Raw genomic sequence first — 11,412 nt, forward strand, 5'->3', positions numbered from 1 at the left:
CTCAGCCCCTCATCGCCACGGCCGGCGGCGCCGTCTCGTCCGGGGTGAGCACCTTCGGCGACTCCGCCTTCATCGCGTCGCCGGTGCCGCTCAACCTGGCCTGGAACATCGGCTGGAGCAGCGCGTGGTCCTCGGCCCGGACGGTCATCTTGCCCTTGATCCCATCGAAGCTCCAGCCCTCCAGCGCGGTGACCATCTTGTCGACGTCGTCGCCGCCCTCCCGCACCGCTCGCACGATCATCTGGGCCGCGGCGAACCCGTCCGGGTGGAAGAGGTCCAGCACCCCGCCGGGTACCGCCTTCTTCGCCGCCTGCGCGGCCGGGTTGTCGGCGGCGCCGTCGAAGAAGTGCGACAGGAAGGAGATCTTGGTGCCGGCCGCCCCGAAGGTCGGCCAGGAGGCCCGGATGTCCAGCCCGGTGACCACGGTGGTGGAGCTGAGTACGCCCTGCTGGTCGAGGGTCTGCCACATCGCCGGGGCGGTGGTGCCGGCCCAGGCCACGAAGAGCAGGTCCGGCTTGGCCGCTGTCAACTGGCTGGCGAACGGGGTGAAGTCGGTGGCGCTGGCCGGGGCGAGCACGCTGCTCACGGTGGCGCCGGCACCGCCGATGACCGCCTTGACCGCCGCCTCGTTGCTCTTGCCGAACGCGCTGTCCTGGGCGAAGACCACGACCTTCTTGCCGGCCGCGTCCCCGATGAACGACTTCGCGGTCAGCACGTCCTGGTACGACTGCCGCCCGGACCGGAAGGTGTACTTGTTGACCCCGGTCGCGCCGTCGGTGGCCGCCGGCCCGGAGATGAAGAGCACCTTGTTCTGTGCGGCTATCGGCGCGACCTGGAGGGCGACGCCGGAGGCGGTCGAGCCGGCGAGGATCTTGTGACCCTTGCCGATCAGGTCCTTCGCCGCCGAGACCGCCTTGGCCGGGTCGCCCGCGTCGTCGACCTCGGTCACCTCGACCGTACGGTCACCGATCTTGTTGGTGCCGTCGGTGGCGTACGCCAGCCCGGCCCGGAACCCTTCGATGTACTGCTTGCCGTAGCTGGCCAACGCCCCCGACTGGGAGTAGACCAGACCGACCTTGACCGGTGCGGCGCTGTCGCCGCCACCGTTCGCGGTGTCCTGCGGGCTGCCGCAGGCTGTCGTGGCGAGCGCCCCTACCAGCAGCGTGGCGGCGGTGACCAGTACCCGCCGCGTCGTCCGGACCGTCATCATCGCTCCGCATGAGGGTGAAGTGGGAGAAGCATCGTCGGCCCACGGTAGGGGTGACGTCACGCACGAGCTATGTGGCCGAAACCCACAAGTAACCGCTGGCGCGTGGCTGCGGCAGCCAGTCCGCCGACCGGACGTACCCGGGCGACCGGCACTTGTGGCGATCGGGCGTGCGACCCGGACTATCGGTTCAGAATGGGACGATGGGTCCGGCTTTGCGGCGTCCCACCCGGCTGGTGCCGCTGGCCTTCCTCGGCGTCATCGCGATCGGCACGGGGCTGATGATGCTGCCCGTGTTCACCGCGGGCGCCCCGAACGCGCCCTTCGTGGTCGCGCTCTTCACCGCGACCTCCGCCGTCAGCGTCACCGGCCTGACGGTGGTGGACACCGCCACCTACTGGTCCGCCGGCGGTCACGTGCTGATCACGGTACTGACCCAGATCGGCGGGTTCGGCATCATGGCCCTGGCCACCCTGCTCGGCCTGCTGGTCTCCCAGCGGCTCGGGTTGGCGGGACGGCTGTCGGCCCAGGCCGAGTCCAGCGACATCGCCCTCGGCGAGATCGGTCAGGTGCTGACCCGGGTCGCGGTCGCGATGCTCGGCTTCGAGGCGGTCATCACGCTGATCCTCGCCGGCCGATTCTGGGCACACTACGACTACTCGCTCGGCAAGGCTCTCTGGCACGGGCTGTTCTTCGCCGTCCAGACCTTCAACAACGCCGGGTTCTCCCTCTACTCGGACAGCCTCCGCGGTTTCGTCGGCGACTGGTGGATCTGCCTGCCGGTCTCCCTGGGAGCGACTCTCGGTGCCATCGGGTTTCCGGTGCTCTTCGAGCTGGCGCGGGAGCGCCGGCACCCGAGCACCTGGTCGATGCACACCCGGCTCACCGTGTGGGGCACGCTGGTGCTGAGCGCGTTCGGCTTCGCCACCATGCTGATCTTCGAGTGGGCGAATCCCCACACGCTGCGCCCGCTCGGCGTCGAGGAGAAGGTCCTGGCCGCGTTCACCCAGGACACGATGGCCCGATCGGGCGGCTTCGAGACCGTGCCGGTCGGCGCGATGAACACCGAGACTCTCAGCATCCTCACCGGGCTGATGTTCATCGGGGGCGGCAGCGCCAGCACCGCCGGCGGCATCAAGGTCAGTACCTTCGCCGTACTGATCTTCATCGCCTGGTCCGAGATCCGTGGCGAGCCCGACGTGGTGGTCGGGCGGCGGCGGATCGCGACGGCGACCCAACGGCAGGCGATCACCGTCGCCATGCTCGCCGTCGCGCTGGTCGCCGCCGCCGCCATCGCGCTGCGTTCGCGGATCGAGCACGCCGATCTGCAACGGGTGCTCTTCGAGACCGCGTCGGCGTTCGGCACCTCCGGGATGACCACCGGACTCACCGCCACCCTGCCGGCGAGCGGCCAGCTCATCCTCGTCGTCGTGATGTTCGTCGGCCGGGTCGGCACCATCACCACGGCGTCCGCCCTGGCGTTGAACATCCGGCACCGGCGCTATCGATATCCGGAGGAGCGGGCCATTGTCGGTTGACGACAAGATCCCGGTACCGGCGGCGGGCGGCAAGGCACCCACCGCTGGCGAGGGCGTGACCGTGATCGGGCTGGGCCGGTTCGGCGGGCAGGTCGCGAGTACGCTGCGCGCCCTCGGGCACGACGTGCTCGGCATCGACGTCGAGCCGCAGCGCGTACAGCAGTGGTCGGACGTGCTGCGGCACGTCGTACAGACCGACTCGACCGACGAGGTGGCACTGCGCCAACTGGGCGTACCCGACCTCGGGCGGGCGGTGGTCGGCATCGGCGAGAACATCGAGGCGAGCGTGCTGACCGTGCTGGCCCTGGCCGAACTCGGGGTCAAGGAGATCTGGGCCAGGGCGAGCAGCGCCAAACACGGCAAGATCCTCTCCGCGATGGGCGCCCATCACGTGATCTATCCCGAGGCGGCGATGGGTGACCGGGTCGCCCATCTCATCACCACCAGGATGCTCGACTTCATCACCCTGGACGACACCTTCTCGCTCGCGATGACCCGCGCGCCGCAGAACCTGGTCGGCCGTACCGTCGGGCAGAGTTCGCTGCGGGAGAAGTTCGGCGTACTCGTGGTGGGGGTGAAGGCGGCCGACGACACGTTCGCGTTCGCGCTTCCCGAGACGGTCGTACCGGCCGACAGCATGATCGTGGTGGCCGGCTCGGCCCAGCAGGTGCAGGAGTTCGCCGCGAGTACCTGACCCGGCCAGCACCTGCCGCGACGCACACCGTCCCGGCCGCCCGGCCGTGGTCAGGCGGTGGCCAGGAGCTGGTCGACCGGGGCGTACTCGTCGGTCAGCACCATCGCGTCGTCGACGAACTCGTCCAGCGCCGGGCCGGAGAGCACGGTGACCGGATCGTCCGCCGAGGTGATCAGGCGTTCGCGTACCTCCTCGACCGGCAGCGGCTGGTCGGAGGCGAGGATCACGAAGTTCGCGCCCTGCGAGCCGGCCAGCGCGGCCGGTGGCGCGACCAGGGCGACGTGCGGGAACTCGGCCGCCACGGTGGCCACCTCGGCCCGGATGAAGCGCAGCGGCGGCTGGTCGATCACGTTCTGCGCGTAGATGCCGCCGGGGCGGACCACCCGGCGGACCTCGGCGGCCATCTCCCGGGTGGCCAGGTGCCAGGGCACGACCAGGTGCCCGAACGCGTCCCCGACCACCAGGTCGGCGCTGCGGGTTGCCCGCTCCCCGATCAGCATCCGGGCGTCGCCGACCCGGGCGCGCAGCTCCGGACCGGTCCGTACGTCCAGCTCGCGGCGACCCAACTCGACCAGCTCGCCGTCGATCTCGTAGACCTCGTTGCGGGTGCCGGGCCGGGTCGCGGTCAGGTAGCGCGGCATGGTGAACCCGCCACCCCCGAGGTGTACGGCGTCCAGCGGTGCCCGGGCCGGCGCCATCACGTCGGCGACCGCCCCGATCCACTTCGTGTACTCGAACTCCAGGTGCCCCGGGTCGGCCAGGTCCACATAGGAGTGCCAGGCCGAGTTGAGCACCAGTAGCCGTCCGGTGGAATTGTCCGGATCTGCCTCGACCGAGGCGCAGTGGTACGCCGTCTCCACGTCGCACGGGGTCGGCGCGACCGCCGAGAGGGAAGCACCGGCCAGGCCGAGTACGGCCGCGGCGGCGGTGAGCCGGGACGGCTTCGGCAGCGCGTCCCGGGACTGCCGGCGCAGGTAGCCGGCGAGCACCAGACCGGTCACCCCGAGCAGCACCGCCAGGCTGATGATGATCGCCGTACTCGGCAGGGCGGCGACCAGCACGAATCCGGTACCCAGCGTCGCGGTGATCGCACCGAGCGTGCCGATGCTGGAGAGCCGGCCCACCACCTGCCCGGTCTGCCGCAGGTCGCCGAGTTGCAGCTTCACCACCAGCGGGGTGATCGAGGCGAGCAGGGCCGCCGGCAGGAAGATCGCCAGCGCGGTGAGCAGCAGGATGCCGACCGCGGCACCGCCCCGCAGCACCTCACCGGCGTACCGGACGATCGGCAGGGTCAGTGCGGTGCAGATGCCGGCGAGCACCAGGGCCGGGGCGAGCAGCCGGCGCGGGTCCCGGCGGTCGGCGAGCCAGCCGCCGATCCATGCGCCGTACGCGATGGCGGCCAGCGCCACCCCGATCACCGAACTGGTGACCTGGAGGGTGACCCCGACGTACGGGCCGACGAGCCGCAGCGACGCCGTCTCCAGCACGAGTACGGCACCGCTGGAGACGAAGACCAGGGTGGCGGCCAGGCCGGCCGGCAGGGCCCGGGCCGGAGACCCGGGCGCCTCGTCCGAGACGGTGGCGGGGTCCGCCACCTCAGGTGGTGAAGAGTCCATCGCAGCGATGGTACGCATCCCACCGCCGGCGCCGGGCTACAACATCGACAGATGAACGTGGTTCGTGTGGTCGGAGGCGGGATCACCGTTGCCGTTGTAGGCCCGCCACCCGTTGCCGGGCATCCAGATCTGCCGGTACCAGATCACGTAGAGCACCCCGAGCCGGCTGGCGTTCTTGACGTAGAACGCGGCGAGGTTGTTGCCGTACGTGCGGTCGCCGCCGCTCGCGTCGACGTTCTCGAACCCGCCGGTCGCGGCCGCGAAGTCGCAGGCGCGCCCCTTGGGGTGCTCACCCCCGCCGCCGCTGCGGTGGCAGGAGACGTACCGCTTGAAGTTGTTGGCCTTGGCCTGGTTGAGCGCGTGCAGGGTGCGTGGCGTGATGCAGCCGCTGGTGGTCGGGTCGTTGATGGAACAGGACTCGTTGGGCCAGGAGCCGTCGGAGTTGCGCGGGGCGGCCTTGGCCAGCGGCGAGTTGGCGCTGATCAGCCCGCCGGACGGGTTGCCGCCGACGGCGGCCAGGGCGCGTTCGGCGTCCTTCTTCTTCCGGGCGATCACCTCGACCTGGCGCTGCTGCTCGCGTACCTCGGCGTCGATCGCCTTCTTCGCCTGGGTCGCTTCGTCCAGCGACTCGGCCAGCTCGCGGAGCTTCCGGTCGTCACGCTGGGCGATCACTTCGAGCCCGGCGGCCCGCTCCACGAACGACTCCGGCGAGGCGCTGTTCAGCAGGGCCGAGATCGGGGTGAGCCGGCCCCGGCGGTAGGACTCGGCAGCGATCACCCCCACCTCCTGGGTGAGCGTGGCGACCCGGGTCTCGACCTGCTTGAGCTGCGTGCCGAGCTGGCGCTGCCGCTTCTTGGAGTTGTTCAGCTTGGTGGTCGCCTCGATGTGCCCCTTGGAGGCGGCCTCCAGGGCGTCCCGGAGCTTCTTGGTGCCGCCCTCGTCCCCGGGCGAACTGGGCGCGGCGGTCGCCGGAGCGGCGGCCGTGCCGACCAGGGCCACAGGGGCGCCGACGAGGACCGCGGCGGCGACGAGCAGCGCCGTGAACCGGCGTGGGCGGTGCAGCCGGGCGATGGCCGTTGAGCGCACGAAAGCCGTTCCTTCCGTAGGCCGCCGACCCCGCGGGGTCCACAGTGACCATTGAATCTTTTTCCACCTCCCCTGACGGCCCGGCTGGCCGCAAGGTCGGACGCGGTACGTGAGCGCCGCGCGGTTCAGGTGGAAAAGGTTCGTTCGGCGGCGGTCACCGCCGGCACCCTCGACGGCGCCACCTGGCGGAGACCGCCGGTCAGCCTACCGGAAGCGGGCCGCCCTGTCGGCCCGGCTTTGACGTACCGCAATATCACATGAAGGGCTATGTTGTCGGCAAAGAGGCTGCTTGTCGCGGGTCAGGGCGTGGCCAGGAGTACGGCGTGCACCGTGTCCCAGATCGACTCGTTGGCGGCGACCAGCAGTCCGGCCCGCCCGTCGGCCGGGTCGTACGGGGTGCCGTCGAGCCGCCGGACCACTCCGCCGGCAGCCTCGACCAGCAGCGCTCCCGGCGCGTGGTCCCAGGGCAGCGTCCGCCAGAAGATCGCGAAGTGCTGCCGGTTATCCACAATATCCGCATATTCCTGCCCAGCGCAGTGTTGCCCGGGCAGCACCGCGCCGATCCGCCCGGCCCCGGCCGCCACCCGCTCCCGGAGTTCCACCGGCAGGAACCGGGCCGCCACCACGCCGCGCAGCGACCCGGCCGCGAGCGGCTCGGCGGTGGTCCGTACCGCCTCCCCGTCCCGGTACGCCCCGTCCCCGGCCCGGGCCACCAGCAGGCGGTCCGCCATCGGGTCGAGGATCCAGGCCGCCTCGGTACGCCCGCGTCGCCGCCGCGCCGCCATCACCGCGAACGGCTGCCGCCCGGCCGCGAAGTTCGCCGTACCGTCCAACGGATCGACCAACCACACCTCGCCCGGCCCGGCCAGCCGGTCGAGTACCTCCGGATCGGCGGCCACCCCCTCCTCGCCGACCACCTCGGATTCCGGCCGGAGCCGGCGCAGCCCGGTGGTGATGATCTCCTCGGCCCGGCGGTCGGCCACCGTCACCACCTCGCCCGGAGCCTTCTCCGAGACGTCGGAATCGGCCAGGTGCCGGAACATCGGCAGGATGGCCTCGGCGGCGGCCCGGCGGAGCAGCGCCCCGACCTCCTCGACGAGCCGCGAATCGGGGTCAGCCACGCGGCGGAAGCTTCACGACGCTGACGAAGAACTCGTCGATCTGCCGGACCACCGAGATGAAGCGCTCGAAGTCGACCGGCTTCGTCACGTACGCGTTCGCGTGCAGTTGGTAGCTGCGCAGGATGTCCTCGTCGGCCTGCGAGGTGGTCAGCACCACCACCGGGATCCGGCACAACTGCTCGTCGCGCTTGATCTCGGCCAGCACCTCCCGGCCGTCCCGACGGGGCAGGTTGAGGTCGAGCAGGATCAGGTCCGGCGGTACGGCGTCGGCGTACTCGCCCTCCTGGCGCAGGTACGCCAGGGCCGCCGCGCCGTCGGAGACCACGGTGAGCCGGTTGCGCAGCTTGTGCTCCTCGAACGCCTCCTGCGTCATCAGCACGTCACCCGGGTCGTCCTCGACCAGCAGCACCTCGATCGGGCTCTTGCCGTCCGCCGGTGCCGTCATCGGCCCCCCTCGTCGATCCACTCGTCCGTCAGGTCAGTCTGCTTCATGTCGCCGGCCGGCCGGGCCGACTCACCCGGCGCGGTGGCCTCGGCCTCCTTCCCGCTCGGCGACCCGGTGGCCGGGGCGGGCACGACCGACCCGGCCCCTTCCGCACCGGTGGCCCCGGACGGCTCGGCCGGCTCCCGCGACTCTGGCGGTACGGGCAGGGTGAACCGGATCATCGTGCCCTCGGCCACCGCATCCGGGTCCACCCAGACCCGGCCGCCGTGATATTCGACGATCTTCTTCACGATGGCCAGCCCGATGCCGGTACCCGGATAGGCGTCCTTGGCGTGCAGCCGCTGGAAGATCACGAAAATCTTGTCCGCGAACTCGGGCTCGATGCCGATCCCGTTGTCCTGGCAACTGATCTCCCACTCGTCGCCCAGCCGTCGGGCCGAGATGTGCACCTTCGGCGCGACGTCCGGCCGGCGGAACTTGAGCGAGTTGCCCACCAGGTTGGCCAGCAGGTTGGCCAGCAGGGTCTCCTCGCCCCGGATCACCGGCAGGTCCGACCAGGTGAGTTCGCCGCCGACGTACCGCCGGGTGGACTCGGTCTGGCCGGCGACCTCGGCCATCACCGCGTTCAGGTCCACGTCGGTGAAGCCGGTGGTGAGCCGGCCGATCCGGGAGAACGCCAGCAGGTCGTTGATCAGCCGCTGCATCCGCTGCGCCCCGTCGACCGCGAACGCGATGTACTGATCGGCGCGCTCGTCGAGCTTGCCCGCGTACCGGCGTTGCAGGAGCTGGCAGAAGCTGGCCACCTTGCGCAGCGGCTCCTGGAGGTCGTGCGAGGCGACGTAGGCGAACTGCTCCAGGTCGCGGTTGGACCGGACCAGTTCCTCGGCCTGCTTCTCCAGTTGGCTGTTGACCCACTCGATCCGTTCCCGGGCCTGCCGTACCTCCGCCAGGTCGGCGGCGATCCGGCGGCGCATCCCGTCGATGTCGCCGGCCAACCCGGCCAGCTCCGGCGGCCCGACCTGCTCGATCTCCCGCTGGTAGGCCCCGCCGGCCACCTCCCGCACCTGCCCGGCCAGCGCGGTGACCGGGCCGATCACCAGCCGGTTCAGCGAGGTCAGCAGGGCCAGCCCGGCCAGCACCACCACGACCGCGGCCAGGATCAACAGCAGCACGAGGGCGTTGCCGGTCGCCCGGGCGTTCGTCGCGACGGTGTTGCGCAACGCCAGGAGCGACTGCTGCAACGCCTCCACCTCGCCGCGCAACGCGGTGAAGCGGGCGTTGGTCTGGGCGGTCAGGTACGCCTGCGCCACCTCCGGCCCGCTCCGCACCGTCAGCTCGATCGCCGGCTCGGCCACCACCGCCCGCCACTGCCGGGCGTGGTCCCGGACCGCGTGCAGCTCGCGGCGGATCTCCGGGTGGTCGTCCAGGAGCGCGTCCATCGAGGCGATCAGCGCCGCCTCCCGCTGCTGGCCGTCCCGGTACGGCGCGAGGTCGGCGTCGTTGGCGCTGACGGCGTAGCCGCGTACCCCGGTCTGCTGGTCGACCAGGGCGCTGAGCAGTGCCTGACCGTCGGTTCGCAGCGGGCCGGTCTTGGTGAGCAGGGTGTCCAGGTGTTGCCGGTTGCTGGTGGCGACCACCGCGGCGCTGACCGCCAGCAGGCCGAGCACCACGCCGACGATCACGCAGAGCGCGGTGACCCGGCGGCGCAGCGTCCACCGTACCGGTGCCCTCACCGCCCCTCCCCCCGGCTGACCAGCAACATCGCCACGTCGTCGGCGAGCGGACCGCCGTTGTACTCCTCGGCCCGCTCCACCAGCCAGCCGGGCAGCTCCGGCAGGCCCACCCGACGGGTGTCCGGATCGGCCACCAGCCTGCTCAGCCCGGATACGTCCAGCCGCTCGTCGCCGTCGCCGATCCGCCCCTCGATGAGCCCGTCCGTATACATCAGCAGCGACCAGTCCTCGGTATCGAAGCGCAGCTCGTGGGCGACCGGCGGCCGGGGGCGTACCCCGAGCAGCAGCCCGTGCGGCGCCGGCACCGGTACCACCCGGCCCCCGGCGAGCAGCAGCGGCGGCGGATGGCCGGCGAGCCGTACGGTGGCCCGGTTGCCGGCCAGGTCCAGCCGGACGGCGGCGACGGTGGCGAAGATCTCCCGGGCCGACCGCTCGCTCATCAGCACCTGCTCCAGCGCCGGCAGTACCTGCTCGTCCGGGACCCCGGCGAGCACCAGGGCCCGCCAGGCGACCCGGAGTTCGACGCCGAGCGCGGCCTCGTCCACCCCGTGCCCGCAGACGTCGCCGACGATCAGGTCGATCCGGTCCGGGCTGGTCTGCACCACGTCGTAGAAGTCGCCGCCGATCAGCGCCTCGTGCCGGCCGGGGCGATAGAAGGGGTGCACCTGCACCAGGTCGGTGTCGATCAACGGCTGGGGCAGCAGGCCGCGTTCCAACCGGGCGGACTCAGCCTGGCGCAGCTCCACCTCGCGCAGCCGCCGGGTGTTCTCGTCGGCCCGCTTCCGCTCCACCGCGTAGCGCAGGGCCCGGGCCAGCAGCACCCCGTCGACCTGGCCCTTGACCAGGTAGTCCTGGGCGCCCTCGGCGACCGCGCCGATGCCGAGGTGCTCGTCTGAGCGGCCGGTCAGCACGCAGACGGCGGCACCGCTGGACATCCCGAGTACCTGGCGGAGCCCGTCCAGGCCCTGCGCGTCCGGCAGGCCGAGGTCGAGCAGTACGCAGTCGACACCGGAAACCTGCGACCGGGCGGCGTTCAGACTGTTCGCGACGAGCAGGTCGATGCCGTCGCCGGTCTCGGCGAGCAGTTCGCCGACCAGGAAGGCGTCGGCGTCGTCGTCCTCGATCAGCAGCACGCGCAGCCGCTCCCGGGGCGGCAGCTTGGCGTGCCGCCCGAGCCCGCCGTGCGGGTACGCCGGCGCGGGTACGACGGACGATCCGGTCACCGGGCCGCTCCCCTCGATCCGGTCACGACGCCTCCTCGATCCGCTCCTCGCCGTCACGACCGAGCCGTTCCGTCACCCGGCCCTCCGTGCCCCGTCCGGTCGGGTCCGGCCCACGCCCACGACGACAATCCGCGCCGATCCTGTACCACCCAACGCTGCCACACAACAGAGGTGGCGCCGACCCGGCGCCCCGGCGTCACCGTGGGGCTTCCGCCGAGCCGGCCGGGTCCCGCAGGCGTACCTGTTCGGCCTGGTCTGCGATCACCTGCCCGAGCACCCCGTGCAGCCGGCCGCAGTCGAGGCAGTGCAGGTTCTCGTCCAGCCGACGGCTCCCGCAACTCGCGCAGGTGCCCCGGTCGGCCCGGTCCCGATAGCCGGCCAGCGCCTCGGCCAGCGCCCGGGCCAGGTGCGGGGTGAGCGGAATCGTCCCGGCCTCTCCACCGGACCGGACGTCGACGACGCCGACCGGCGCGGCATCCGGCTCGGGGTCGTACGGCGCGACCCGGGCGACGAAGTCGCGCAGCACGGCGACGGGATCGGTCACTCGGTACCTGGACATGCGTATCACGCTATGCGACCGGTCGTCCGCAGGGTGACCCGGCCGGCCGGGGAACGGGCCGACCGCGATGATGGCAGTCGCTGCCGACCCCCCTGGAGGCACCCGTGCCCACCCCCGAGCACCACTCCCCCGCCGACCCACCACCTCCCGACCCGCCCGCCGACGACCCGGCCCGCACCGGCCCGCCCGA

Annotated in this window: 10 protein-coding genes; 2 read left to right on the forward strand and 8 right to left on the reverse strand. The window is 71.8% G+C overall.

The genetic code is table 11. The features are described 5' to 3' along the window. Position 1 precedes the first annotated feature (1 nt). Complete coding sequence (locus tag Pma05_RS29495) at positions 2-1,207, reverse strand: substrate-binding domain-containing protein (protein WP_203860738.1); 1,206 nt, start codon at positions 1,205-1,207, stop codon at positions 2-4. A 203-nt stretch (positions 1,208-1,410) separates the two neighbouring features. Here Pma05_RS29495 and Pma05_RS29500 point away from each other — a divergent pair, with 203 nt between their 5' ends. Further along, positions 1,411-2,745, forward strand: coding sequence for a TrkH family potassium uptake protein (locus Pma05_RS29500; RefSeq protein ID WP_203860739.1), 1,335 nt, complete (start codon positions 1,411-1,413; stop codon positions 2,743-2,745). 7 nt (positions 2,746-2,752) lie between these two features. Then, positions 2,753-3,439, forward strand: a complete 687-nt coding sequence (locus tag Pma05_RS29505; protein WP_239313339.1) for a potassium channel family protein — start codon at positions 2,753-2,755, stop codon at positions 3,437-3,439. A 50-nt stretch (positions 3,440-3,489) separates the two neighbouring features. Here the strand turns inward: Pma05_RS29505 and Pma05_RS29510 are convergent, their stop codons facing one another. The 7 genes from Pma05_RS29510 to Pma05_RS29540 form a co-directional block, all read right to left on the reverse strand. Then, positions 3,490-5,055: a fused MFS/spermidine synthase gene (locus Pma05_RS29510; protein WP_203860740.1), complete on the reverse strand. Its 1,566-nt coding sequence runs from the start codon at positions 5,053-5,055 to the stop codon at positions 3,490-3,492. Between the two features lie 36 nt (positions 5,056-5,091). Then, the gene (locus Pma05_RS29515) at positions 5,092-6,126 is read right to left on the reverse strand and encodes a coiled-coil domain-containing protein (protein WP_203860812.1); all 1,035 of its coding nucleotides are present in this window, start codon (positions 6,124-6,126) and stop codon (positions 5,092-5,094) included. 314 nt (positions 6,127-6,440) lie between these two features. Continuing rightward, a complete protein-coding gene (locus Pma05_RS29520; RefSeq protein WP_203860741.1) occupies positions 6,441-7,262 on the reverse strand; it encodes an inositol monophosphatase family protein in 822 nt (273 codons plus the stop codon). Next, positions 7,255-7,707 (reverse strand): response regulator, encoded by a 453-nt coding sequence (locus Pma05_RS29525; RefSeq protein WP_101368257.1) that lies wholly within the window; start codon positions 7,705-7,707, stop codon positions 7,255-7,257. Before Pma05_RS29525 ends, Pma05_RS29520 begins: the two co-directional genes overlap by 8 nt. Continuing rightward, positions 7,704-9,440: a sensor histidine kinase gene (locus Pma05_RS29530; protein WP_203860742.1), complete on the reverse strand. Its 1,737-nt coding sequence runs from the start codon at positions 9,438-9,440 to the stop codon at positions 7,704-7,706. Before Pma05_RS29530 ends, Pma05_RS29525 begins: the two co-directional genes overlap by 4 nt. Next, a complete protein-coding gene (locus Pma05_RS29535) occupies positions 9,437-10,663 on the reverse strand; it encodes a PP2C family protein-serine/threonine phosphatase (RefSeq protein WP_203860743.1) in 1,227 nt (408 codons plus the stop codon). Before Pma05_RS29535 ends, Pma05_RS29530 begins: the two co-directional genes overlap by 4 nt. Positions 10,664-10,859: 196 nt before the next feature. Beyond that, complete coding sequence (locus Pma05_RS29540) at positions 10,860-11,222, reverse strand: hypothetical protein (protein ID WP_203860744.1); 363 nt, start codon at positions 11,220-11,222, stop codon at positions 10,860-10,862. Between the last annotated feature and the right edge of the window lie 190 nt (positions 11,223-11,412).

It is taken from the genome of Plantactinospora mayteni (assembly GCF_016862935.1).
In the GTDB taxonomy this organism is placed as follows: Bacteria; Actinomycetota; Actinomycetes; order Mycobacteriales; family Micromonosporaceae; genus Plantactinospora; species Plantactinospora mayteni.

What these genes read in the sequence shown, in the direction of transcription:
- Pma05_RS29495 (WP_203860738.1), bottom strand. Translation starts at nt 1,207, where the DNA reads ATGACGGTCCGGACGACGCGGCGGGTACTGGTCACCGCCGCCACGCTG.
- Pma05_RS29500 (WP_203860739.1), top strand. Translation starts at nt 1,411, where the DNA reads ATGGGTCCGGCTTTGCGGCGTCCCACCCGGCTGGTGCCGCTGGCCTTC.
- Pma05_RS29510 (WP_203860740.1), bottom strand. Translation starts at nt 5,055, where the DNA reads ATGGACTCTTCACCACCTGAGGTGGCGGACCCCGCCACCGTCTCGGAC.
- Pma05_RS29525 (WP_101368257.1), bottom strand. Translation starts at nt 7,707, where the DNA reads ATGACGGCACCGGCGGACGGCAAGAGCCCGATCGAGGTGCTGCTGGTC.
- Pma05_RS29540 (WP_203860744.1), bottom strand. Translation starts at nt 11,222, where the DNA reads ATGTCCAGGTACCGAGTGACCGATCCCGTCGCCGTGCTGCGCGACTTC.